23 protein-coding genes are annotated in these 26,517 nt (G+C 24.3%); 13 read left to right on the top strand and 10 right to left on the bottom strand.

Annotated elements, in window-relative coordinates:
* Window positions 1–74: 74 nt before the first annotated feature.
* Window positions 75–1,910 (bottom strand): ribonuclease J, encoded by a 1,836-nt coding sequence (locus T388_RS0103065; RefSeq protein WP_027120832.1) that lies wholly within the window; start codon window positions 1,908–1,910, stop codon window positions 75–77.
* A gap of 424 nt (window positions 1,911–2,334) precedes the next feature.
* Here T388_RS0103065 and hprK point away from each other — a divergent pair, with 424 nt between their 5' ends.
* The 9 genes from hprK (at window position 2,335) to T388_RS03905 (ending at window position 9,865) form a co-directional block, all read left to right on the top strand.
* Window positions 2,335–3,270 carry an HPr(Ser) kinase/phosphatase gene (gene hprK / locus T388_RS0103070; protein WP_027120833.1) on the top strand — a complete coding sequence of 312 codons (936 nt, stop codon included), beginning with the start codon at window positions 2,335–2,337 and terminating at the stop codon, window positions 3,268–3,270.
* Window positions 3,263–4,195 carry a prolipoprotein diacylglyceryl transferase gene (gene lgt / locus T388_RS0103075; RefSeq protein WP_027120834.1) on the top strand — a complete coding sequence of 311 codons (933 nt, stop codon included), beginning with the start codon at window positions 3,263–3,265 and terminating at the stop codon, window positions 4,193–4,195. Before hprK ends, lgt begins: the two co-directional genes overlap by 8 nt.
* Before the next feature lies 1 nt (window position 4,196).
* On the top strand, window positions 4,197–5,120 hold the full coding sequence (locus T388_RS0103080; protein WP_036456955.1) for an NAD(P)/FAD-dependent oxidoreductase: 924 nt from the start codon (window positions 4,197–4,199) through the stop codon (window positions 5,118–5,120).
* Window positions 5,120–5,557 carry a hypothetical protein gene (locus T388_RS0103085; RefSeq protein WP_027120836.1) on the top strand — a complete coding sequence of 146 codons (438 nt, stop codon included), beginning with the start codon at window positions 5,120–5,122 and terminating at the stop codon, window positions 5,555–5,557. Before T388_RS0103080 ends, T388_RS0103085 begins: the two co-directional genes overlap by 1 nt.
* Before the next feature lie 75 nt (window positions 5,558–5,632).
* On the top strand, window positions 5,633–5,830 hold the full coding sequence (gene rpmB, locus T388_RS0103090; protein ID WP_027120837.1) for a 50S ribosomal protein L28: 198 nt from the start codon (window positions 5,633–5,635) through the stop codon (window positions 5,828–5,830).
* 255 nt (window positions 5,831–6,085) lie between these two features.
* Window positions 6,086–6,907, top strand: a complete 822-nt coding sequence (locus T388_RS0103095) for a Hachiman antiphage defense system protein HamA (RefSeq protein WP_027120838.1) — start codon at window positions 6,086–6,088, stop codon at window positions 6,905–6,907.
* Window positions 6,900–9,356 (top strand): DEAD/DEAH box helicase, encoded by a 2,457-nt coding sequence (locus tag T388_RS0103100; protein WP_027120839.1) that lies wholly within the window; start codon window positions 6,900–6,902, stop codon window positions 9,354–9,356. Before T388_RS0103095 ends, T388_RS0103100 begins: the two co-directional genes overlap by 8 nt.
* 89 nt (window positions 9,357–9,445) lie before the next feature.
* Window positions 9,446–9,589 (top strand): hypothetical protein, encoded by a 144-nt coding sequence (locus T388_RS03900; RefSeq protein ID WP_156930252.1) that lies wholly within the window; start codon window positions 9,446–9,448, stop codon window positions 9,587–9,589.
* A gap of 135 nt (window positions 9,590–9,724) precedes the next feature.
* Complete coding sequence (locus T388_RS03905) at window positions 9,725–9,865, top strand: hypothetical protein (protein ID WP_156930253.1); 141 nt, start codon at window positions 9,725–9,727, stop codon at window positions 9,863–9,865.
* 96 nt (window positions 9,866–9,961) lie between these two features.
* Here T388_RS03905 and T388_RS0103115 read toward each other — a convergent pair whose 3' ends face one another.
* From T388_RS0103115 to gmk, 5 genes are read right to left on the bottom strand one after another with little or no spacing between them, the layout of a single operon-like run.
* Window positions 9,962–10,639, bottom strand: coding sequence for a ribulose-phosphate 3-epimerase (locus T388_RS0103115; RefSeq protein ID WP_027120840.1), 678 nt, complete (start codon window positions 10,637–10,639; stop codon window positions 9,962–9,964).
* Window positions 10,629–11,465, bottom strand: a complete 837-nt coding sequence (rsgA, locus tag T388_RS0103120) for a ribosome small subunit-dependent GTPase A (protein WP_027120841.1) — start codon at window positions 11,463–11,465, stop codon at window positions 10,629–10,631. The genes T388_RS0103115 and rsgA overlap by 11 nt, the downstream gene beginning before the upstream one ends.
* A gap of 1 nt (window position 11,466) precedes the next feature.
* Complete coding sequence (locus tag T388_RS0103125) at window positions 11,467–12,468, bottom strand: serine/threonine-protein kinase (protein WP_027120842.1); 1,002 nt, start codon at window positions 12,466–12,468, stop codon at window positions 11,467–11,469.
* 12 nt (window positions 12,469–12,480) lie between these two features.
* A complete protein-coding gene (locus tag T388_RS0103130) occupies window positions 12,481–13,245 on the bottom strand; it encodes a PP2C family protein-serine/threonine phosphatase (RefSeq protein WP_027120843.1) in 765 nt (254 codons plus the stop codon).
* Window positions 13,246–13,247: 2 nt separating this feature from the next.
* Complete coding sequence (gmk, locus tag T388_RS0103135) at window positions 13,248–13,841, bottom strand: guanylate kinase (RefSeq protein WP_027120844.1); 594 nt, start codon at window positions 13,839–13,841, stop codon at window positions 13,248–13,250.
* Window positions 13,842–14,085: 244 nt separating this feature from the next.
* Here gmk and secG point away from each other — a divergent pair, with 244 nt between their 5' ends.
* Genes secG through metG form a run of 4 tightly spaced genes read left to right on the top strand, consistent with a single transcriptional unit; the run spans window position 14,086 to window position 18,883 of the window.
* A complete protein-coding gene (gene secG, locus T388_RS0103140; protein ID WP_036456957.1) occupies window positions 14,086–14,355 on the top strand; it encodes a preprotein translocase subunit SecG in 270 nt (89 codons plus the stop codon).
* Between the two features lies 1 nt (window position 14,356).
* Window positions 14,357–16,573: a ribonuclease R gene (rnr, locus tag T388_RS0103145; protein WP_027120846.1), complete on the top strand. Its 2,217-nt coding sequence runs from the start codon at window positions 14,357–14,359 to the stop codon at window positions 16,571–16,573.
* Window positions 16,542–17,327: a tRNA1(Val) (adenine(37)-N6)-methyltransferase gene (locus T388_RS0103150; RefSeq protein WP_027120847.1), complete on the top strand. Its 786-nt coding sequence runs from the start codon at window positions 16,542–16,544 to the stop codon at window positions 17,325–17,327. The genes rnr and T388_RS0103150 overlap by 32 nt, the downstream gene beginning before the upstream one ends.
* An 11-nt stretch (window positions 17,328–17,338) precedes the next feature.
* Window positions 17,339–18,883: a methionine--tRNA ligase gene (metG, locus tag T388_RS0103155; RefSeq protein ID WP_027120848.1), complete on the top strand. Its 1,545-nt coding sequence runs from the start codon at window positions 17,339–17,341 to the stop codon at window positions 18,881–18,883.
* A gap of 94 nt (window positions 18,884–18,977) precedes the next feature.
* On the opposite strand, the gene T388_RS03770 is transcribed toward metG, so the two are convergent.
* The 4 genes from T388_RS03770 to T388_RS0103175 all read right to left on the bottom strand — a co-directional run bounded on the left by T388_RS03770 (window position 18,978) and on the right by T388_RS0103175 (window position 26,480).
* Entirely contained in the window at window positions 18,978–20,798 is a 1,821-nt protein-coding gene (locus T388_RS03770; protein ID WP_051586207.1) for a DUF262 domain-containing protein, read from the bottom strand.
* 124 nt (window positions 20,799–20,922) lie between these two features.
* Window positions 20,923–22,728: an aminotransferase class V-fold PLP-dependent enzyme gene (locus T388_RS03825; protein ID WP_051586208.1), complete on the bottom strand. Its 1,806-nt coding sequence runs from the start codon at window positions 22,726–22,728 to the stop codon at window positions 20,923–20,925.
* A 12-nt stretch (window positions 22,729–22,740) separates the two neighbouring features.
* Window positions 22,741–23,523, bottom strand: a complete 783-nt coding sequence (mf1, locus tag T388_RS0103170) for a diacylglycerol cholinephosphotransferase Mf1 (RefSeq protein WP_027120850.1) — start codon at window positions 23,521–23,523, stop codon at window positions 22,741–22,743.
* A gap of 17 nt (window positions 23,524–23,540) precedes the next feature.
* Window positions 23,541–26,480: a lysylphosphatidylglycerol synthase domain-containing protein gene (locus tag T388_RS0103175; RefSeq protein ID WP_027120851.1), complete on the bottom strand. Its 2,940-nt coding sequence runs from the start codon at window positions 26,478–26,480 to the stop codon at window positions 23,541–23,543.
* Window positions 26,481–26,517 lie beyond the last annotated feature (37 nt).

Genomic DNA, 26,517 nt, shown 5'->3' on the forward strand with positions numbered 1-26,517 from the left:
TAATTTTCATATTCAAAATTATCTTTTTTACTAAAAGTATTATAAAAAAGGTAAATAATAAAAAAATGATGAAATTATTCTTCATCATCTTCATCGTGAATATCATCTAGTAATTCTTCAGTAGGGGCTAATAAAATATCTTTCACTTCATCAAGAATTTTTCTACCTCTTTTTGGTTTTTCTTTTTCTTCATTTTTACCAAATTTGATATTAGCATCTTTAAAAATAGGTTCATCTTCATCATTAGTAAATAATATACTTGGAATAATTATTGGTCTTCTCCTTTTTTCTTTATAAAAAAGGCTTTCAAGTCGATCAATAATTAATTGTTTCAAGTCAACAACATTTCAATTTTCGGTATTTTTGATATAGAACAATGCTGCTCCATGAGCAACCCTTTTGGCTTCTTCGACTAAATCAAGTGAATTTTTAACAAAGAAACTACCTCTACTAATTAAACTTGGTCTACCAACGATAATATTTTTTTCTTTATTAATATTTAAAATTAAATTAACAAAACCACTATTAGCTAATTGTGTTCTATCTTTTAAAATAGCTGATGTAACACTAAGTGTTGAATGACCATCAATATATATTGGTCCACAATAAATTTTTTCATTTGTTTCAATAATTTTGTTGGAGATCATGTTGTAAACGCGACCAATTTCGGGAATAATAACGTTTTCCGGTTTTACTCCATTTCTTACTGCACTATCTCCATGAACAACACACATTCTATATTCTCCATGATATGGTAAGAAAAATTTTGGCTTAGTTAATTGAAAAATTTTGTCATGTTCTTCTTTATATGCGTGTCCAGAAGTATGTAAATATCCATCGACACCATTTTCTTTAATAATGGCTCCTAATTTAGATAACCTGTTAACAAGCAATTCTATCACCATTCTATTACCTGGAATAGGACTTGATGAAAATAAAATTAAATCTCCTTTTTCAATTTTTATACTTTGATGTTTTCCATGACTCATTCTTGAAAGAGCTGCAAGTTGCTCACCTTGACTACCAGTTGTTAAAATTACTAAATCACTATCAGGAATTTTACTTACTTCTTTTTTGTCAACAAAAACATCGTTTGTTACGTTAATATAGCCAAGTTTTCTACCAATTTTTACACCTTGTACCATTGATCTTCCGAATGTTGCAACTTTTTTCTTTAATTTAGCAGCTAATTCAATAATTGCTTTTACTCTTGTTAAATTAGACGCAAAAGCCGTAATAATAATTTTTTTCTTAGCTTGTCGCATGTATTTTTCGATATCTTTAAGTATATCGTTTTCACTAGGTGAGTGTAAAGGTCTCATTGCATTAGTTGAATCACTAAACAAAACTGTTAATCCCTCTTTTCCAATTTGATCTAAACGTGCAAAATCAGTATAACTAGTTCCTATTGGATTGTAATCAAACCTAAAATCTCCTGTACACATTAATGAACCATTAGGGGTTGTAATTCTAATACCAAAAGCATCAGGTATAGAGTGCTGTGCTGATCAAAAATCCACTTTGCAATCACCAAATTTATAAACTGCTGATTTTTCTATTTCTATAAATTCGATATTTTGATTTATTCTATGTTCATCAATTTTTAATTTTAAATATTGAATTGCAATACGAGGTGCAAATATTTTTTTAACAGCTAATTGTTTAAGTAAATGTACAACACCACCGATATGATCTTCGTGTCCGTGTGTTATGAATAGCCCTTCAATATTTTTTTGTCTTTCAAATAAATATTTATAATCAGGAATTATGCCTTTTATACCTGTTTGCGCGGTATCAGCAAATTTAATACCTGCATCAATTATAAAAATGTGATTTTCGTGTTCAACAATTAATGTTGATTTACCAATTTCCTGAACTCCACCAATTGGTATTAGTCTTGTAGCGACCATATTTACCTCCATATTCATATGATTTTTTAATCATGTGAATTTAAATTAATAATGATTAAAAAAGATTTAAGAAATTACTTGTATAAATAATATTTATTATCATATCATAAATTTAAAACAAATTTCAATAATGATTTAATTTACAATTGTGTTCTGTTTTTTTATATTAAGATAGGCATATTTATAATTTTAAATTTATGTTTAAATATTTGTTATTGAATACTTTTTATATTTTTTAACAATAAAAAAATTATCTAATTTCTGCAAAACACATTTTGAATTTTTAACCTTGCACATTTAAAATTTTGCATTTTTTATTATTGATATTAATTATTAATTACCTTAAATTTTTTAATTGATATAATTACAATATATTTTATGTATTTATATTAATGAACATTATGTTTTGTTGGTTAGGAATAAAATGAAAAAACAAAAAGCAATTAGTGTCTCTCATATCATCAAAAAATTTGAAATAGATATTGTTAACAAAAATAAAGATGTTGATTACGGATTTATTTATGAGCCAGCTATTAAAAGATTAGGTTTAGAATTAGCTAATAAAATTAACAATCCTAGGTATTCTCGTAATGTGATATGCTGAGGTACTAGTGAAAGTGAATTTTTTAGAAGTTTAGGTCATCAAAAAACAATTGAAACCTTAGATAGGATTTTAAAACTAAAACCACCACTTATTATATTGTCTAAAGGTGTAAGTGATATTCAAAAAGAGTGAATTATTGAGGTTGCTAATAAATACAAAATTCCTGTTTATTTAGCACCATTAAGTTCTTCGAAAATTACTTCGACTATTGGTACTTATTTGAGTGATTTTTATTCAGAAGAAACACAAGTTCATGCATGCTTAGTTTCAATTGGTGGTGTTGGAGTTTTGATTATTGGTAAATCAGGTAGTGGTAAAAGTGAAGCAACCTTAGAGTTAATTCAAAAAGGTCATATTTTTATAAGTGATGATGCGGTTATTATTAAGCGCGTTGGTGCGAATTTTTATGGAACTTCACCAATGATTACCAAAAATTTAATTGAAGCAAGAGGTATCGGTTTAATTGATGTTAAATTTACTTATGGCATTCGCTCTATTGCAGACGGTTGTAATATAGACTTAGTTGTAGAATTGATTAATCAAGAAACTGAAGAAGCCACTAATTTAGATAGATTAGGTATAGAATATTTAAAATATGAAGTTTTAAACGGTTCAATTGATAAAATTCAAATACCAATGAAAAATGGAGCATCAGCCGCTGCTTTAATTGAAGCTGCAGTAAGTACATATTTAGCTCGTAAGGATGGTGTTGATATTTTAGAACTTATGAGACAGAGAGGAGAAAAGGATGAATAATGAATTTGCTCCAATTCAAGCAAACACTCCTGGTATTTTGTTTGAAATTGGTTCATACAAATTACATGTTTACTCATTAACGATGATGTTTGGAATATTAGCATCAATATTGACAATTTGTATTTTTTGATATCGTGAAAAATGAAAATGAGAATATTTAATGACTTTAATTCTTTTAACAATTCCATTTGCACTTTTAGGTGCTCGTTTATGAGATTTAGTAGAGGAATATTTATATAAGAGAGATACTTTTGATTTTAGTCGTTGATATGCAATATGAGATGGAGGATTAAGTATTCAAGGTGGAGTGGTGTTAGCATTTATTGTTGATATTTCCTATATTTATTCTAAAAGAAGTGAAATTGATATTAGAAAAGTAGCTTCAATAATTATTCCTACAATATTAATTGGACAAGTTATTGGTCGTTGAGGTAACTATGCTAATCATGAATTATATGGAAAAATTGATTATGATGGACATAGTGTTAAAATTTTTGGCCATACTTTTGCTCAACATATGTTCTTAGCTGATGATGCAGCTCCTGGTGGAGCATTTAGATATCCATTGTTCTTATATGAAGGCTTAGCAAACTTAGTGGGATATATTATTTTAGTGTGAATTATTAATCAATTTGGTTTATTAAAACCAGGTTCATCTGCGGCATTGTATTTTGTATGATATGGTGTGGTTCGTTTAGCCCTAGAACCATTACGTGAAAACGCTTATGCTTTATATACTGTTACATCAGTTGTATTTATTGTTATCGGTACATTGGTATTCATTTATTTCCAATTTTTAAATCAAGTTCATTACATAAGAGAATGAAGACATGGTAGATATGTATATGAATATGCACATTCTGAAGATTACAATAAATGAGTAGAAAAAACAAGAATATTTAAATCAAGAAGAAAGGCAAATTAGTATGTATGATATTGCAATAATTGGAGCTGGACCAGGCGGATTAAATTGCGCTTTATATGCTTCAAGAGCAGGGCTTAAAGTAGTTTTTATTGAAAAAGCTGCTCCAGGTGGAAAATTAAGTGCAACTAGTAAAATTGAAAATTGATTAGGAACTGAATTAATTGAAGGTTATGAATTAGCAATAAAAACATTTAATCATGCACAAAAATTTGGTGCCGAATATAAATTTGGTAATGTTATTGACATTCAACATATCAATGATTTAGAACAAAAAGTGATTTTAGAAGATAAAAATGAAATTTTAGCTAAAACTGTTGTAATTGCAACCGGAATGGAAAATAGAGAACCAACATTTATTAATGGTTATGAAAAATTTAAACATAAAGGTATAAGTTTTTGTGCTACTTGTGATGCGCCTTTTTATAAAGGTCAAGATGTTGCTGTGTTAGGCGGAGGAAATAGCGCAGTTGAAGAATCTGTTTTTCTAGCTAATATCGTTAATCATATTTATTTAATTGTTAAGGATAATTTTTTTCATGCTGAAAAAATGTTGGTAGATAACTTAAAAAACATCAAAAATATAACTATTTTTATGGAAAGTCAAATTAAAGAAATTAAAGGTAATAATGCTATTGAAAGTATAATTATTGAAACGAAAAATAAAGGCAAACAAGAAATTAAAGTACAAGGATTTTTTCCTTTTATTGGATTTGTTCCTAATGATAATTCATTTAAAAATTTGAATATAGCAAATGAATTTGGCTTTATTGAAACTAATGAAAATATGGAAACAAAAGTTAATGGTATTTATGCAATTGGCGATATTAGAGATAAAAAGGTTCGCCAAATAATTACAGCAGCAAGTGATGGGGCTATCGCTGCTAAAAGTATTAGTGAAAAAATTTTAAATCAAGGAGTTATATAATGTTTAAAACTTTTAAAGATAGACAAATTGCAATCATTGTTTTTGTATCATTAGCTTTATTTTTTCAATTATTATCGTTGTTATTAATCGGTTCATATGTAATAGTTTCTTTTGTAATGATATTGGCAGCTGCAATTATGATGTCATTAGGCTATTATGTATATTCTGCATATATAAATGCAATTCACAATTATAATAATTTTAAAAATTCATCATTAATCAGGTTATTGTTTATTATTTCTTTATCAGCAACAGCTGTTTCATTAGTTTTATCATTTGTTTTGATTTTTATTTACACAATTAGTAATTATGTAATTTTTCAGTTATTTATTGCTTTGACATTAATGGCATTAATTACTGCATTTATTACACTTATTGTTTATCTTGTTTTCTTTATCTTACAATCAAATCATATTCAAACATTTAAAAAGAGTTAAGTAAAATATTTTTATATTAATTAATATATTGTATAATGAATTTACTTTTTTTATTCAATTATGGAAGGAGCAAATATGTCAAGAGTTGACCAATTAACTGGTAAAGGACCTTTGGTAGGTAACAATCGTTCACATGCTATGAACGCATCAAAAAGAAAATTTAATGTTAACTTACAAAAAGTAAGTGTTAATGTTAATGGCAAAAAAGTTACTTTAAGAGTTAGTGCTAAAACACTAAAAACCATTAAAAATAAAGGCATTCAATTAGTTTAATCTATATTATTAATAATGATTAAGTACTTCAAAGTACTTTTTTTATTACTTTTTTTCATGTGCTTATGTCATACTAATTTATAGCAGTAAATTTATGATAAATAACTATCATAAAGTTTCCTTATATTCCTTTTTCATAGATTAATATGATAAAAACTGTTCATAATTAAGTGTCATAAATTTTAAATTTATTTTATAAAAAAACAATATTTTAATGTTTATAATTTATATACAAATAATTAAAAAGGAAGTGCAATGGAAGGAATAGAAATAACTAAATTAGAAAATTGTTCAATAGTTGAAATTAAAAATTTTTCTAAAGAATTTCAAGATGAAATATCAAAGCAGTTTAGATTAATTTGTCATGGAGAAAAAGCAATAAATTCTGATTTTAAATATCACACTTTTCCAGAAACTTTAAAAGAATTTTTAAATAGACTTCCAACAAAAATTGTTAATAATGTTAAAACTCCTGATAATAATAAGAGAAAAGGTTTTATTGCAGAATTGTTGTTAAATGTAATAATTAGAATATTCTTTTCTAATTTAAAAATAGTTTCACCTTTATTTAATAGAGAAAGCCGTGATATGAAAAGAGGTTTCGATTTAATTGGTTATGATGGTTGTGATGTTTGATTCATAGAATCAAAGTCGGGTGAATTAAATAATGAATTTAATACTGTTACCAAACTAATCAAAAATAAAATTTATTCAGCTTACAATGACTTATACAATCGAATGACTAATAAGGAGCAAGTAGGTCAATTATGATTAAATGCTTGAAATACTGTTGACTCGGTATTAAAAGATAATACATGTAATAAGAGCACAATATTAGAATTGTTGAATAAGGCATCACGTACTATTGATGATGTTTCAGATAAAAATGTACTTTTATCTGCAATTGCATTTTGTTTGGTTGAACACAAAATAGATAAAAGAGAAATAAATAATTTTTTTGAAAAATATACTAAATCCAAAAAATTTAAAGAAGTAAAAATTATAGTTATTCAAAAATCGAAATTTCAAACAATTATTGATTTTCTTAATAATTATGGAAAGGATTGAAATGTTTAAATTAACATTGGAGGATATATACACAAAAGAATTTACTTTCATTTTTAATAAAGCTCTTAAGCATGAAAAATTAACGTTACAAGAATGAAATTTTTTATTATCAGTTGCCATTTTGTGTATTCGTGACAATAATTGAGATCAAAACGTAAAAAAATTAGGTTATAGAATATTATTAATATATGGAGTTGCAAATAATGATTATATTCCCTTATATGAGTATACAGAAAATGAGGGTTATTATCCTATTTCAGAATTCATAGGTCAAAAATTGAATTATTTTGAAAAATATGGGAATTTGTATACAGCTATAAATAATTTTATGAATGAAAAATATATATGGAATGATTCATATAAAACAGAAGGCCAATATAATTTATATAAGTATGCTGAAAAATCAATTTTTGATTCTCAAATTATTGTTGCACCAACTTCATATGGAAAAACCGAATTGATTTTAGATTTTATAGATAATGAAAATTTTTCAAAAATTTGCATTATTACTCCAACCAAATCTCTTTTAGCGCAAACAAAAAAAAGAATAATAGATAGATTTGAAAATAAAAAAATTATTGTACATTCTGAGATGTACAATAAAAATGATGAAAAATTTATTGTAATACTTACTCAAGAAAGACTACTAAAATTGTTACAAAAAAACTTAGATTTAAAATTTGATTTATTAATTATTGATGAAGCACATAATTTGTTTTCTAAATTTAAAAATAAAAAAATTAAAGATACAAGAAGTATAATATTATTTTCTGTTATAACAATTTGCAATAAAAGAAATGAAAATTTAATATGTAAATATTTATCACCATTTATAAATTCTAGTGATAGTTTAAATAGTGATTACAATAAGCAAATAACTAATTTTTATAATGTGAATGAAAATATAAAATCTGAGATGTTTTATTTTCATGATTTAAAAAATAAAACAAAATATTTTCTAGATCAATTTTCGACATTAAAATTAAAAGATAAACTTATAAAAATTGATGACAATTATAATTTTAATGATTTTGATGTTATTTTAGATAATAAAGATTTAAAAAATTTAATATATTTAAACAAAGGCAAAGACATCGAAGATTTTGCAAAAGAATTTGCTTCAAAAATTAGTTTAATTAAAAATAATAACAAAATTGATAAAGCAATACAAGACTTAAAATCATTTGTGCATGAAGATTATGATTTAATAAATTGTCTTAAAAAAGGAATTATTTATCACCATGGCTCAGTGCCTGATGCAATTAGGCTTTACATAGAAAAATTATATACAGATGTGCCAGAAATAAATTTTTTAGTTGCAAATTCAACATTACTTGAAGGAGTTAATTTATCTTTGACTAAAATGTTTATTTTAGATATACGTAAAGGAAATGAATATTTAAAAGGAGCTAGTTTAAAAAATCTTATCGGTCGAATTTGTAGATTTAGTGATATTTTTCATGATACAATGGGTGATTTAAAATATCTTTTACCAGAAATTCACTTTGTACATGGAAAATATTTTCCAACACAATTTAACATTGATAATTTTATTAAAAACTCAAAAATTTTAGTAACTGCTAATATTGAAGATACTATAGAAAATCCATTACTTTCAAATTTTAAACTTTCAAATTCTAAAGAAATAGATAGAAAAAATGAAGCAGAATTAATATTAAAAAATATTTCAAGTAGTGATAATATTGGAAAAAATTATGTTAAAAAACCCGTTACAGAAATAGGAAAACTTTGCTTTGAAAATAATATTAATATTTTTAATATAATAGAAACTGAAGAAAAAATTGATAATATTTTAAAATCTCTTTCAACAGTTAATACTGTAGAGGATGCATTTGAAATCATGGATAAATTGTTCTTTTCTAATATGGATGAAAATAATGAACATAAAATTAAAAGACTAAAAAAAGAAAATGTAAAAAATTTTTATGTAATGTTGATAAAATGAAAAATAAATTCATATTCATTCAAAGATATGATAACTAGTTTTTTAAGTTATTGGGATAAAAAAATTGAAAGAAATGAATCTTTTGTATTTGTTAATAAATGAGGTGAAACAGATAGTGGATATATTGACATTGCAAATAAAACAAGAAAAGAAAAAATTAATTTAATCATTATAAGAATAAAAGAAGAATATGAATTTATAGAATTTGAAATTTTAAAATATATTGAAGTATTAAATTCTTTAAACCTTATCGATGAATCACTTTATTTAAAAATAAAATATGGAACTGATGACAAGAACGACATTGCCTTATTAAAATGTGGTATTTCAGGAACTCTTTCTAAATTATTAAAAGCCAAATATTCTAATTTTTTTAAATTGAATGTTGAGAATAACACAATTTTATTTAAAAAAGATTTAATATCTGAAATGGAAAAAAACAATGAAAATGGTATTTTGATTTCAGAAGTTAAATTAAATATTAAAGAATAGTTTATTTTTGAGTAATATATATAAGTATTTTTTAAGGAGAAAAAAACCGAAAAGGATTTAATAGTATTTTTACAATAGCTAATATTGATATGGCTAAAAAATATAAGAAAACAACCGGAGAGAATGATGCTCTAAATTATTTTATAAAAGTTATTGATTTTTCGCCATTTCTAAGATCTAAAAAAGAATTAATTTTAGAATTTGTTAAAAGAATTAATCAAGAAAATTTATAAGATGAAAACATCGATGAAGAATGACAAAAATTTGTTTTAATAAAAAGATGAATTGAACTTCAAAAGTTAATAAAAAAATTCGGGTTAAAAGAAGCTGAAACTTTTGAATACTTTGAGGATATACTTGAAAAGGGTGTGGTTGAAACTTCAGAAACTAAAATTGGTAAAATATTACCGTTTGTTTCAATATTTTCAAAAACAAATAATAGATCACAATTAAAAAATAAATTGTATGAAATTTTTTCTAATATGTTAACTAAATACATTGATGTTTAATATATGGATTGTTTAAATTGAATTAAAAAGTTGACAACAATTATGTTGTCTTTTTTAATAAAAACATGACTTTATTTGAGTAAGTCATGTTTGATTTTATTTAATGCCCATAATGCTTTGAATTCTTTTTGATGTTGGTTCAGTTATTAAAAATGTTCCTGCAACACAAATATCAGCACCAGCCTCAAAACATTGTGGTCCTGTAATATCATTGATACCACCATCAACTTCAATTGAATATAAATATCCTTTTTCTTCTTTTATTGCTTTTAATTCTTTAATTTTGTTTAAGGCATTTGGCATAAATTTTTGCCCCCCTTTACCAGGTTCAACTGACATTACTGTTATTAAGGAAATGTATGGTAGTAAATCTTCAACATCTTCTACTTTTGTATTAGGTTTAATTGCAATACCTAAATTTGTGCTTTGATTTTTTACATATACATCTCTTAAAATATTAAATAATTTTTTATGCTCCATAGATTCATAATGAATAGTAAAAAATGGTACAAAATCTTTTAATTCTTCAATATAAGGCAAAGGATTATTTACCATCAAGTGTACATCACAATATTGTTTTCTTGACTGAACTAATTCTTTTATTTGTTCCACTGAAATAGCTATATTAGGAACAAATTCTCCATCCATAACATCATAGTGAAAGTATTGTATACCAGCATTACATAATGTATTTACCATTTTGACTCTTTCATTTTCTTCAACATTTAATAATGAAGGCGCAACTACCTTTATTTCTAATTGATTAATATTCATCTTTTACCTCTTTTAATATTTTTAAATAATTTTGATATCTAAATTCTGGTATGTTTTTATTTTTAACATTTATTTTAATATTACATAAGTTTTCAGGTTCATTTAAATGCAAACAAGATTTAAATTTACATAATTTTGATAATTCCCTAAATTGTTTAAATGAATGAGCAATTTCGATTTTAGACATTTTGTGTTCAAAACTTGAAAATCCAGGAGTATCTATCAATCAACCATCTAATACATCGACAATTTGAACAATTCTTGTTGTATGTTTACCTCTATTTGCATTTTTAGATATTTCTTGTGTTTCAAAATTTTGTGAAGTTATTTTATTTATTATTGTTGTTTTGCCTACACCACTTTGTCCCATTAATGTACAAGTTTTATTCTTAAAATATTTTTTAACAATATTAATTCATTCATTACTTTTATAATTGATTTTTGCTATTTTATATCCTAATTTTTGATATATTTCAGGTCACTCGCTTTTTGCTAAATCATTTTTAGTAAAAAAAATTATGGGCTCAACATTACTATTTTCAATAAATGATAAATATTTATCAACTAGATAACTTGAAAATTCAGGTTCTTTAATTGACATCACCACAATAATGTGATCAATATTAGCAACTTTTGGTCTTATAAATTCATTTTTTCTAGGTAATATTTTAGTTATATATTGTTCATTTTCAAATTCAACATTATCTCCTACAAGCGGGGTTATTTTTTTGTGTCTAAATATCCCAGCTGCAGGTAGAATATGCATATTATTATTTTCTTTTATATAGTATTTGCCACTATTAATTGAATAAATTTTTCCAGTCATATTAATTAATAAATTTTATTATTAAACCTATTCCTAAAATTAATAATAAAAAGAAAATAATACTTGAGGTAATAATGAAGCTTTTAGAATAAATAAAATCTCTCATTTTATTTTTAACTTTAATTTTTTTTAAATCAAGGGGGCTTTCATAATATCTTTTAGGATCTAAACAAGTTTTTAAATCAAGATACATTTCATACATAGATTTGTATCTCTTATTAGGATCTTTAGCTGTAGATCTAGTTATTATATTACTTAGAGCTATAGGAATTGTAATTTCTTTGTTGATATCTGGCATAGGTGAATTTTTTTGTTTTTTAATTGTTTCTTGTGCATTTTTACCTTTAATTGGGTAGCGACCTGTTAGCAATTCAAAGAGCAAAATACCTAGTGCATAAATATCCGATTGTACTGTAGGAATCGCATTTGAGACACACAATTCAGGAGCCATATAATAAACGGTACCAACCACTTTTGTATCTTTTGTATATCTTTGACTATCTTCGCCTAATGCTAAACCAAAGTCAATAATTTTTACTTCTTTTTTATTTGTTAGTATTATGTTTGCACTTTTAATATCACGATGCAATATTTTACAATTATGTAGTTCCATTAACCCTTCAGCAATTTGTTTAATAATATAAACAGCAGTTTGAGAACTTACTTTACCTTCTTGATTAATTATTTCTCTTAATGTTTTACCTTCAACATATTCCATAATTAAATATTGTTCTTTTTCATCAATATATGAATCAATGTAAGCAGGTATTTTGTTGGATTTAATTTTTTTATATATTTCAATTTCTTGTTTAAATCTTTTTTTGTTAATTTCTATATCGGGACGTCCTTCAAAATTAACATATTTTAGAGCATAAAATTCATTAGAAAAATGTTGATTAGGATTGTTTTTTTCAATTTTATAAACTTGTGAAAATCCGCCTTCGCCAATTAATTGAACAATTCTATATTTTTTTAAGACGTTACTATTTTTATTTATATTCATTGTTATACCTCGTTATTTTCAAGTGGCTTGATTATCTAGAACAACTAAACCAGCAGATACATTATCTGTTGAATTATTTTGCATAGCATTTTCAGTTAAAGTTGTACAAATTTCATTAGCATCATCATTTTCCTTTAATATTTGCTCGATTGCCATTTTTTGAATAAAATCATGAACGCCATCACTTGTAGCAAGTATTGAATGAACTTTATCATAATGTTCGGTTAAATCAAAAACCTCAATTTTTATTCTTTTTTCTGGTCCTAGAGCTGATGTCAAAGCAGCATGAAAAGGGTTTTTAAGAGCTTCAGCTTCACTTTTACCTTCACTAATTTGTTTGTTTAGTAAATTATGATCTGTAGTAATTTGTCTTAAATCACCATCGGTAGTTAAAACATATGTTCTCGAATCACCAATATTAAAAACAATAAGTTTTTTAGTTTTCTTATTTATTAATGCGGCAGTAACTGTCGTTCCCATATCTAATTTAGCTTCATCATTTTGACTTTCAATTATCATTTTATTTCTTGCTTTATTAATTGTGTTTTTAAACCATTCAACATAAGAATCAATATTTTTATCATCGCTAGGAATTGTTTCTTGCAAGGCTTGATTAAATACTTTTATAGTAATTGTACTAGCGATTGCACCTCCGAAATGACCACCCATACCATCACAAAGAATTAAAAAAGTATAGTTATTGTTTGTTAAAACACTAACTCTATCTTGATTTTCTAATCGAACATTTCCCACATGACTACTTGTACCAAAATTCATTATTATAAATTAAACTCCTTAATAATTATGCTTTCAATTTCAGATGCAGCTCTTTCTGGAACATCATTCAAAATATTATATTTAAATATGTGTCTATCTTCAATTTCTTCTTCTGCTTTTTTTAGTCGTTTCTGAATGGCGTCTTGCGTTTCGGTGTTTCTATTTAAAATTCTTCTTTTTAATTCATTTAAATCAGGAGGTAAAATAAAAAATGTTAAAACTTGATATTCTTCACTATTTTTCATTTTTTCTAAAATTTGTTTAGCTCCATTAGTTTCAATTTCTAAAAAAGGTATTTTATTTAATTTTAAAATTCTATCTAATTCGGTATATAGCGTTCCATAATAATTGTCAAAATGAAAGCTATATTCAATTAATTCATTATTTTTAATATGATCTTCAAATTTTTCTTTTGTGATGTAAAAATAATGAATTCCATTAATTTCTCCTTCACGAGGTTTTCTAGTGGTTGTTGAACAAGATAATTGTAATTTTAGTTTTTCTGATTTAAATAAAAAGGGCTCAATAGTCCCCTTACCTACACCGCTTGGCCCAGTAAAAATAATCAATGGTTTTTTTCTTTTAATATTAATCATAATATTTATTATATATTTAATTTTTTTATAAAAAGCAAAATAAAAATATAACTATGTTATTTCAACATTTACATTGCGCATTATTTACAAAAAGATGGTAAATTTGTTAAATATTTGTATAAATATTTTAATTTTATGTTTTATAGATTTGCTATGTAACAACATATCTAAATACTTATACTAATATTTAGTATATAATTAAAAACTATATATCAAAAATATAGTTATTTTAAAAGGAGCATTTATGAAATTAACAATTACAATAGTTTTATTAATAATTTCAGTAATTATTATTGCAATTTCATTAATTATGTCCCCTGATTCAAACGGTTTTTCAGGTGCATTGGTAGGTTCAGGAGATCTTGAATTGTTTAAAACTTCAAAAGAAAGAGGAATTAAAAAAGTATTAAAATATTCGATGTTTACATTAGGTATTGCTTTAATTGTTTTAGCTGTTGTGCTTAGATTTGTTATGAAAGATCCTGCAGGTTCAGGATTCCCAGGTTTAATTTAATATGTGCACTAAACAACAACTATTTGACTTTATTAAACAAAACCCTAATTCTTCTTTTTTAGATATTGCTAAATATTTCAAGATTAAACCATTTGAAAATCGTTTACTTACGAATATTTTATTCGAATTAGTAGATGAATATAAAGTTGTTAAAAACTCTGATAATTCATATACTGGAATTGAAAAGATTAAAACTATTGAAGGCGAAATAAGATTAGCTTCTGAAGGTAAATATGCTTTTGTTGATGTAGTAGATGAAGAAAATAATTTGGAAAACAAGGAAAGTTATTTTATTCCAGGACTATTTATCAATCAAGCCATGAATAATGATATTGTGAAAATTAATGTTTTTAAATATAATGATGTTAATCAATCAAAAACATTTGCAATGGTAGATAAAATCATTCAAAGAAAGACAAATAAAATTGTTGGTATTTTAGTTCAACATAAAAATTTCGTAGTTTTTAGAACAATAAAAAAAGATTACAAAAAATTAAATTTTTTTATTAAAGATATTGTAAGCGAAGCGCGTCTTAATGATGTCGTTTTAGCCGAAATTGTAGAATTCAAAAAAGATAAAGTTATCATAAATATAATTAGAAAAATCGCTTCAATTGATGATCCAATGTGTTATGTAAAGGCTTTAACAGTAGAAAAAAATGTTCCAGAAAATTTTCCAGAACAAGTTATTAATGAAGCTAATTTAATTCCATCTACTATTGAATATGAAAACAAAGATAATCGTGTTGATTTTAGAAATGAATTAATTGTTACTATTGATGGGGATGATACAAAAGATTTTGACGATGCAATAGTTGTAAAAAAATTAGAAGACGGTAATTATGAATTAGGTGTGCATATTGCTGACGTTTCATATTATGTTAAGGAAAATAGTGATATTGATAATGAGGCTTTAAATAGAGGGACATCAATTTATTTAGTTAATGAAGTTATTCCTATGTTACCAAAAGTATTATCAAATGGTATTTGTTCATTAAATCCAAATGAAGATCGTTTTACTATGAGTATTATTATGAAAATTAATGATAAAGGTGAAACTATTGAATCGAAAATTGTACCTGGTATAATATGTTCTAAATATCGTTTGACATACAATAGAGTAAATCAATTTATTGAAAATAATGAAAAATTCGAAGATAATAATTTAAATATTATGCTAAATAATGCAGTGGAATTAGCTAAACTAATTAGAGCAAGAAAAAATGAAGAAGGTTATATTGATTTTGAGATTCAAGAGCCAAAAATAATATTAGATCAAACAGGAAAAACAGTTGATATTAAAATAGATGAGAGTGGTTTTTCACAAGCCTTAATAGAAGACTTTATGGTTAGAGCCAATGAGCAAGTTGCAAAATATTTAACCGATAGAAAAATACCAATGTTATATAGAATTCATGACAAACCTGATGAAGAAAAAATTAATAATTTTCTTAATGTTTTAAATTCAGTAGACATTCATGTCAAAATAGATAAAAATAATATAACGCCAAAAACATTTCAAAGTGTTGTTCAAAAAATAAAAGAACAAAGAAATGATGATTTTTTAAAAATGCTTTTTTTAAGAACTATGCAGAAAGCATGTTATAGTCCTAATAATATTGGTCATTTTGGCTTAGCTAGTGTAGACTATTGTCATTTTACAAGTCCAATTAGACGTTATCCAGATTTAGTTGTTCATAGAATAATTAGAGATGTTATTTTTGAAAAAAATAAGAAAAATATTCAACATTACAATGAAATATTACCAGTATTTGCTGAAAGAAATTCACAAACGGAACAAAACGCTATGCAAATTGAGAGAGATACTAATGATTTAAAATATGCTGAGTTTTATGTTAATAAAATTGGAACAATAATGAGAGGACAAATTATAAGTGTTTTAAAATTTGGAATGTTTGTTCAATTTGATAATAAAACAGAAGCTTTAATTCATATTTCAACTATGACTGATGATGAATATAAATTAAATGAGATTGGAACTAAATTAGTAGGTAGCAAAAATAGCTATAAATTAGGCGATTATGTAAATGTTGTTATTGTAGATGCTGATATGTCAACTGGTAAAGTTGATGCCGTATTAGAAAATCTTTATGATAAATATCTAAATGATTTGCAAAACAAAACATTTAGATATGATTCTAAAAATAAAAAAATAAAAGGCAATAATGGAAAACAAAGAAACAAGAAATTTAGTTAAAAATTCATTAGGTTTTGATTCTAATTTATATGTCTACCAAGATAAAAATATGTTTAATTATTCAGTAGATACAATAATGTTAGGTAATTTTGTATTTTTAAATAATAAAATTGAAAATATGCTTGAAATAGGAACTAACAATGGAGCATTATCAATTTTTATTTCAGAAAGAAGTCAAAAACTTAAAATTGATGCAATTGAAATTCAACAAAAAGCATGCGAACTTGCAGAAAAAAATATTAAATTAAACAAAAAAAATAAACAAATAAAAGTTATAAATATTGATTTTAATGATTTTGTTATTAAACATAATAAAAATGCTAATCCTAAATATGATTCTATTGTTTGCAATCCACCATTTTATACATTAGAAAATACTAAAAAAAATTCAAAAGTTAGCGATGAAATGTTAATTGCAACTCATGAATATAAAATTAATTTAGAACAAATTATTTATGGTTCCTCAAAATTAATTGAACAAAAAGGTTATTTATCCTTAGTTATTCCAGTTGAGCGTTTAGTGGATTGTTTTTGCTTAATGAGAAAGTATAAATTTGAACCAAAGAGAGTGCAATTTATTATTCCAAGAATAAATGATAAACCCAAATTAGTTTTAGTTGAAGGTAGATATCAAGCGGGATGAGGTGTTCATTTTTTACCAAATCTGTATTTGCATGACTCTAATAATAAAAAAGAGCATTATTATTTAGAAGAAATTAAAGCATTGTATAAACCTTTAAAAATAAAAGAATAGTAGGAGTTAAAATGAAAAAGAAAACATTTTATATTACAACACCAATTTATTATGCTTCAGGACCTTTACATATTGGTCATCTTTATTGCACAATTATGGCTTGAACTATTAAAAATTACAAAAAAGCAAAAGGATATGAGGTTAAATTCTTAACTGGAAGTGATGAACACGGTCAAAAAATACAAAATAAAGCTAAAAATGCTAATAAAAGTCCAAAAGAATTTGTTGATAATTTGGTAGAAAATTATAAAGAAATTTGAAAACAATGAGATATAGAATTTGATTATTTTAGTCGTACAACCAACAAAAACCATGAAAAAATAGTAAAAAACGTTTTTTCTTGATTTTTAAATAATGGCTACATTTATAAAGGCCAATATGAAGGTTTATATTCAGTAGAAGATGAAGAATTCTTATCTAAAAATCAAGCTATTCAAAAAGAAGATGGAGAATATTATCATCCATCAAGTGGTCATAAATTAGTGAAAATGAGTGAAGAAAGTTATTTTTTTAATATTAAGAAAATGGAATCATGATGAAAAAAATATGTTAATGAACATCCCAAATTTTTGTTGCCTAAAAAAGTTTTAGATGAAATTTTTAGTAATTTTGTTAATGAAGGTTTAGAGGACTTGTCTGTTACAAGAACCAATGTTGAATGAGCAATACCAATTAATGAAGATAATAAACACACATTGTATGTTTGACTAGATGCGTTGTTTAATTATGTAAGTGCATTAGGTTTTGATTTAAATAATCCAAGTGATGATTTTGTTAAGTTTTGAGAAAAAGGTGATGAAATTGTACATATTTTAGGTAAGGAAATTTCTAGATTTCATTTTGTTTATTGACCTATGTTTTTAAAAGCCATCAATTTAAGATTACCTAATAATATTGTTAGTCATGGTTTGTTAAGAGACAAAGAAGGACGAAAAATGTCTAAGTCATTAAATAATGTTATTGCTCCCGAATATTTACTTCAAAAATATCATCCTGAAATGATTAAATATTTTTTTGCATCACAAATTATTTTTGGTGAAGATGCTAATTTTAGTGAAGAAAAATTAAAAGATATTGTCAATGCTGATCTTGTTAATAATTATGGTAATTTAGTTTCAAGAACTTTAAAAATGATTCATAATTCTTTTCCAAAAGGGTTAATTTATAGTAAAAGTAGTAAAAAAATTCACAATGATATTGAAAAAAATATTTTAGATTTTTCATCTATTTTTTCACAAGAAATGGATAATTTTAAAATTGATAAAGGTTATAAAAAAATAATAGAATTATCATCAAATTTAAATAAATATATTGATGAAACAGCCCCTTGAAAATTAACTAACAATTTAGAAGAGTTACAACATATTCTTGTTCGTCTTTTAAATGGAATTTATGCTGTATCTTGAGCTTTACAAATTTCTTTACCTAATAAAATAAGTGAAGTTGCTAATGCTCTTCATATTGATGGTTTTACCGAAGACAGAATAAAAGATTTTTCTAAATTTGATAATATTATTACAGATGAAAAGTATTTATTATTTTCAAGATTAAAATAGCGCTTATTTTAAATTTATATTTTATGTAAATCCGGTTTTAATTTATGTTATAAAAATAAGCAGGAATTATACCTGCTTTTAATTTGTAATTTTATTAGTCAAATATAAATTTCATTATTCTTTCAATTATTTCTTTTTCATTATTGTTTATTTCATCAATATCTCATTTGATCTTGTTTTCAGATGAGTCTTGAGAATTTTTAATTGAAAAATCTTCTCAAATTTTTCGAGCCATTGGATAAATGCTATTTTTATATTTTTCTAATTTAAATGGAAATCATTCTTCTGAAAAACCTCTATTAATAGGTCTCTCTAAAACTATTTTATTACCTAATGAATCAATGTAATCATCATATTTATCATCATTTGCTCGTCAAATTACTTTAGGTAAAATGTGTTCCACATCATTTGATTTGTTTAAATTTAATGACATGTTCCTTTCTTGAGAAATAAGATATTCATTTAAGTAAACTAATACATTTTTTGAGTAAGTGTTTAAAAGTTGATTAATTTGTTCTCTTTTTCATGTTGTGTTAATGTGCTCATTTACCATTTTATTTATGTCGCTAACATTGTAATTATCATCTACGGAAAATAAATTTAACTTGAATAAAAATGATTTAAATTTGCTACTTGAATATCCAATTTCAACCAGTTCTAAAATTGTGAAAAGTTTTAGTAAAGGTATAGCTATCTCTTTAACTTTTTCTTCGTTTATATCTTCTAATTTAAATTTACTTAAATAAGAAATCATAAAAATTTTTATATTTTGATTAAATTTAAAGCAAAGCTTTGATATTGTAAAATCTTTAATCTTGTGTCATATTTTAATTAAATGTAATAAATTATTTATTAATTGTAAAGGCTGTTTTAAAATGTCTCGATTTTGTTCCAAATAATAAGCTCTTATTCCTGGTGTATATGTACTAATGTTTTCATATGATTCACCAGAATAGTCTTTAGCAATAGATCTATTAATATACATTTGTTGCAAAAGAATTGAATCCATATTGGAAATCTGTTCTTTGTCTAATTCATCTACTAATTCTACTATTTCAAATCATTTCTTTTTGAAATCATTATTATCATCATTATTAACATAAATCATCAATTCTGCTGCTAAAATGTCGGCGACTTCTAATGGTAGGCCATCAGAATTTAATGAGTTAAACATTGATATTGCTTGATCTATATTTCATGTTTTTATTTTCAAAATTTGACAATTATCTAAAAATTTATCTGCAAAAGATATCAATTCTGTCGAATCCTTGTTTTCTAATTTGTTATAAAAAAATTTAAAATTTTTATAAAAATTCGTGTATCTATTATCTTTTCGTTTATTTTTTATTATTGTTATGTTGCTATCTAGTTCTTTTAAATCTTTTGCAAATAATATTTTTTGTAAATCGTCTTTATAAATTTCAGATAGCGATTTGTTTATTAAAATTACATCACTTGTATTTTTCATAGCATCAAAATCTTGAAGAAAATATACCATATTATTATCGTTTGCTTTATATAGTAATTGTAATATTGATTCTTTTTTTCTTTCCAAAGATTTTTCAATAGCTCTTTTTTCGTCATTTTCATTTTTGTCATTTTTCAATTTATTAATTTTTATATCCAAATTCATTAATAGAGCTTTTAATAGTAAAATGAAAGTAGTTGTTCTTTGTTGTCCATCAATTAAATTCAATTCCTTTTCATAATTATCTGAATTAATAATTATGGTTCCAAAAAAATATTTATCATTTGAATTTATATCAAAGTCAATAATATCATTTCACAATTTATCACATTGTTTATTTTCTCATTTATAAGCTCTTTGATATTCGGGAATATAAAATTTTGAATATTTCCCTAGGCTAAACATTTCTCTTATTGAAACTGGCTTTGCGTCTATATTGTCTTGCATTTGTGCTCCTTGTTTTTTTTGTATCTACTTTAATTCTTTCAAAAAAAAAAAAAAAACAAGAAAAAAGTCGGTTTTGAAAGAATTAAAAAAAGATAGCAAAAGCTATCTATATTTTTGTCATAAGTTAATTGTTAGTTAAACCGATGTAATTTTTTATTGATTTATAAAGATTCACAGCATCATCCATATTTAAAGTGTTAGAAATGCCAATTCTAATTGATTTTGTTGCCATTTCATTTCTACCAACTTCAAAATAAATTAATTTTTTGTTTGCAATATAATTGCGCATTTTTAAGCAATCCAAATTATCTGGAGCTGTCATACATAACATAGATTTAGTTCTATTTTCTAAAGGGATTGAATTTATAAAACCTAATTTTTCTAAATTGCTATTAAGATAATCATAAATTTCTTGTTTTTGTATTCTTATTTTCTCATAAGAAACATTTTCCATTATTTCTATTGATGCATTCATTGAAACAATTAATGAAATAGCTGGTGTAAAAGGTGTTTGTTTCTTATTTTGATAAGTATCAATATATTTTTGAAAATTAAAATAATAACTTTTGTTTTTACATTCTTTACTTTTTTCTATTGCTTTTTCTGATAAACATACAACTGAAAAACCTGGGGCTAAAGAAAATGCTTTCGCTGATGAAGCAAAGGCTGCATCAATACCTCATTCATCAAATTTTAATTCTTCGTTTACGATTGAACTAACGCTATCTACAATAAATAATGTATCTGTGTTTTTTGTAAGATTTCCAATTTGCTCAATATTATGTAAAACACCAGTGGAAGTTTCATGATGTGTAATAAATACAGCTTTTACTTTAGGTATAAGATCTTTAAAATCATTAATATTATACGAAGTGTTATTTGGGTATCTAAATTTGTGAATTTTGGCCTTATACAATTCTAAAAGTTCAATAAATCTATCTCCAAAATCACCTGAAGAAATAGCAATTACTTCATCTCCTTCATTGATTAAGTTTTGTATAGTGGCTTCCATAATTCCTGTGCCGCTTGCAGTAATTAATAATGGTAGCCCTTTTTTAGTTTCAAATAATCTTTTAAGTTTTTCAACAAGAGATTTGATGTAATATACAGCGAGCTGAGATCTATGATGAACTATTCCTTTTAAAAATAATGAACCAATATTATTATCAATATTTGTTGGACCAGGAGTTCATAATTTAATTTCATCTTGCGTTTTATAAAAATCATCAATTTTAACTAAATCACTAAAATTATCCAATTCATAAAAATCATTTTTATCAATTTGCCCTAGTCATATAGTTTCTTTCAAAGTTCAAATAAATGTTTCAAAATAACTTTGTTTATTTTTATAATTTTTATAATATTCTTTAAAATTTTCTCTAATTTTGTCACATAGCGATTTAGATAAGAAAGCAAATCCGGTTCATTTATAATCTTCTTCTTTTAATGTTATTAATTTATGTTTAATTATTTTGTTATTTTTAATAACATAAGCTCACTCATTTGCTCCAGCATCTTTTGAACCAAAAAATACTGATTCATAGTTTTTATCTTCAATTTGTTGAATTAAGTCTTTGATAATATTTCTTTTTAAATAAATATCACCCTCAATATATAAAGTATCTTCAATTTCATTTAAAGAAACAGCCAAAGATGAAATGTTATTTTCTTCATTATATTTTTCATTTTTAATAATATTGACGTTGTATTTAGTTTTTAAATAATTAAACTGTTCTGCTAAATAACCCACAACGATAGTGATTTTTTTAATACCAGATTCGATTAAAAATTTAATATTTCTTTCAATAATTGGTTCTCTTAAATTATCTTCACCTGACGACACTTTAATTAAAGGCTTTGGTGTGTATTCAGTAAGTGGTGAAAGTCTAGTTCCTTTACCAGCTGCAAATATAATTGCGTTTTTTATCATAATAACCTCTTCTTAATATAATTCAAATAATCCATAATAATTAGACCTCTTACATTTTATAGGTTTTTTTCAATTTAAACCATATCAATGTTCTAAATATTTTATTGGATTTTTAAATGTTAATAATTTATGTCCATCAAGTTCAATGTATCCTAAATCATTCAAATCATTTGGATCAAGAATTGTATCGTCACGTAAAACTTTTTTGTTAAATTTGTGTTTATGTAAAACAATTCCAAGTGTTGCATGTTTAATATTTTTTTCTAAATATTCAATTGCTTCAGTAACCGAATAGTCTTTAAGTCAAAATATTAATTTAAAAAATATTTTTGCAATTTTATAATAAGTTTTTTTTCTAAAGTAATAATCTCTATTTGTCATAGTTTTATATATTCGCAAACCAATTTTTGGATCATGAACTCAATTTTTATATCTATGTAATGTTGTTTTTGCAAGGACAAAAATATCTATTGATGGTTCATATCTATTTTTTAAATCATAATTTTCTTTAACTCATTTAGGAATAATATAAGGATTTTTACTGTTTTCAGTATCAATAATACGATTTGGATACTTTTCTTTTAGCATTAAATAAGTTTCATAATCAACAATAATATCACCATCAGAATCGTATTCAATTAGTTGTTTTTCTCTTACAAGCCCAAGAAGACTTCCATATGCAACAGCACCTTTACCATTCATTTTTTCTATATTTGTCATTACTTCAATTAATAGTTCTTTAACTTCATCCATCATTTGCTTATGTTTTTCTTTATCGATTGGTTTATGTCTCATATTCATCTCCCTTAACTTTAAATAAATATAAATATAGATGAAACAATCACTAAAATTAATGTATATAATGTGTAAGCTATCTTATAAAAACGAGTTTTTGTTCTATAATTTACAATTAGATTTTTATTGTTGATTAGTTTCATATTTTTTTCTCTTGCTTCATAAACATATACTCTTTTTTCGCCTATAAATACAATTATTAACATAATCAATGAAAAAATTGAAGGAATTAAAACTGTTCCCATTGTTTGTATAGCAGTAATGATTGAAATTCTTTGTTCTGGAACTAAATTTCCTATTGGATCTTTGCCTGGTTTTAATACTATATAGAATAGAGTTTTAAAGAAATAATCTGCCGTTCCCGTTCCTCCTGGCGTAGGAGAAAATGAATTTACGCTTCTTACTAAAATACCAGAAATTGTTATATTAAAGTATCATCCACCAACTAAATTAGGTTGAATTATATCGGCAGCTTTTACAAAAATAGCAATAGGAGTAATTCCTCATACTATTAATTTGTAAAACAATATTTCAACAAAATAATATCACTTTTTGAATGTCTTTTTTAATCCATTTCTAACTTGATAAATTTCATATTCGTATTTTGCTTTTTTATTTTCAATATCATAAATATGTATAAATGGTAATCATTCGAAAAATCCTAAAACAATTTTTAAGAAAAATTTTTGCATTTTTTTACTTAATGAAATGAATAAAAATAAAGATGCAAATGTTGTATCAATAACAATTCCTAAAATTAAAAAAGTAATAAAGATTGATACACTAGGATTTGATGGACTAGAAAAGATATCTTTGTAGAATACAATTCCGATTGGAACAAAGACTACAACTAAAATAATATTAACTATTTGTCAAACAAATGTATTCATTATTATTGACGATATAAGGGAAGGTCGTGCTATTTTTCGTCTTCTTAAATATCAATAAGTTGCAATGTCTCCACCAATTGATTTAGGTGTAATATTTTGAACAACGATACCAATAAAACTTCCTATTCATAAATCTATAAATTTAGTTTTTTCTCCTTGAAAATGCATTAATCTTTTTAATATTAAAGCATTAAAGAAAGTATAAACCAGTGGTACTAAACACATAAACAGAAAGGCAATACGCGTTTTTTTATTGTATGTAATATAGTCGACAATCTTGCCAAATATTGCACTAAAATTACCTTTTCCTATAGTTCCATTATTTTTAAAATTATAAACTGAGTTAAATAGAAAAATGAAGATCCCGACAAATATTAAAATGAATAAGAAATACTTTAAAAAAGATCAAGCCGTTAATTTTTTAACTTTAAATTCTTCCTTTAGTTCTAAAATACTATCAAATATTTCTCTTTCTCTAACGATTGCATTTAAATATTCTTCTTCTGTATTATCTTTTGCAATAGTTTCGCTTGATATTTCTATTTTTTTATCTACTAAGTTATAATAAATATTTATATTATCGTTACTTTCAAAATATAATTTCAAATTAATATTGCCATTAGTAATTATTGATGATTGTGTTTTTTTATAATTCAAGATTTTATATTTACCAATTGTTTTAGCATTTAAAATTCTTTTGATGAATCTATTCGCTGTTTCATCGTCAATATTAAATAATTTAATATTTGTAACGCGTTTTTTATATTCTAAATAAAGTTGTTGTAATTTATCATAAAGTGTAATGTTTTTGGTGCTATAAAAATTAATCATTCTTATTAATTCAAATAAAAAATGTGTAGCATCATAAGTATTATCGATTCTATTATTTGGAACAAATTGATTATTTTTTGTATAGGCAAAAAGTAATTTTTTGTTTGGTTCTTTTTCGCAAATTGATCATAATTCTTCGTCCTGAACAAATTCTTTTACATCAATATTATGTTTTATTGCAATATATTTGGTTAATGAACCTATTGACATGCTTTTGGCAATAAATGATTTATGCAATTCATTTTTATTGAAATTATTATCATCATTTAGTAAAAAATTTAAATATAAAGCTGCTATTTCATCTGTTTTAAAATATTTGTAAGTTTTTTTATGTTTTATACACAAATTAATACTTTCTCCATTTTGTGATATAGCAAAATTAGCTTTTGTTTTTCTAAACATGCTATGAAAAGAGACTTTGTTTAAGTATTTTTGATTGTCCATATTTGTTCAATGAGCATCTTTTTTTCTTTTTACAAAATATTTATTAATATTTAAATGATTAAAAAGTTCATCATAAAATTCTGTGGATTTGACTTTGGAAATATCAATGCCATATTCATTTTCACTCAAAAATTCATTTTTTAAGTTACAATATTGTTTTTTAATTTGTTCCTTGTAAGAATTAAATGAATAGCTATAAATGTATTCTATAGGTTTATTAGGGATGTCTAATGCTAGATAATTAATTGAATTTAATCTACCGCCAATACTTAAAACATCGCTAGAACTAAATGGATTACCGTTTTTTCAATTAAATGAAATTTCCATAATATTTTTATGAAATTTATAATGATTCATTGAAACACATGCAACTGCATTGGATTCTCTTACAGCTGTTCATTTTAATGTTGTTGGATATTCCTCTGAATGTTCAAAAATAATTGGTTGAATACCTTTTTCATAAAAAACACGAGCAAATATACTTGAATATAATTTACTATGAAAAGACATGCCAGCAGCAACAAAGACTTTAAGTTCTTTGTTATTTTCATTTAAGTTTAAAAGTTTGTCTGAAATTGAATATGCCAATGCAGTTATAGTATATTCATTGATTAAATCTGTTCCAACACCAATTTGGGCAATAATTTTATTATTTATAAATTTTAATTGATTAGCAAATTTTTTATTAATTTCATTTTCATTATGAGAATTTAGTCTTAGTAAATTATTGACAAAATTATCATCATTAGATTTATTTTTTTTTCATTTGTTAAAAACGGGGTTTATTGGCATTTAGACTCCTTATCTTAAATATTTATGAAATATTAAT

Source organism: Mycoplasmopsis lipofaciens ATCC 35015, from assembly GCF_000686585.1.
Classification (GTDB): Bacteria; Bacillota_I; Bacilli_A; order Mycoplasmatales; family Metamycoplasmataceae; genus Mycoplasmopsis; species Mycoplasmopsis lipofaciens.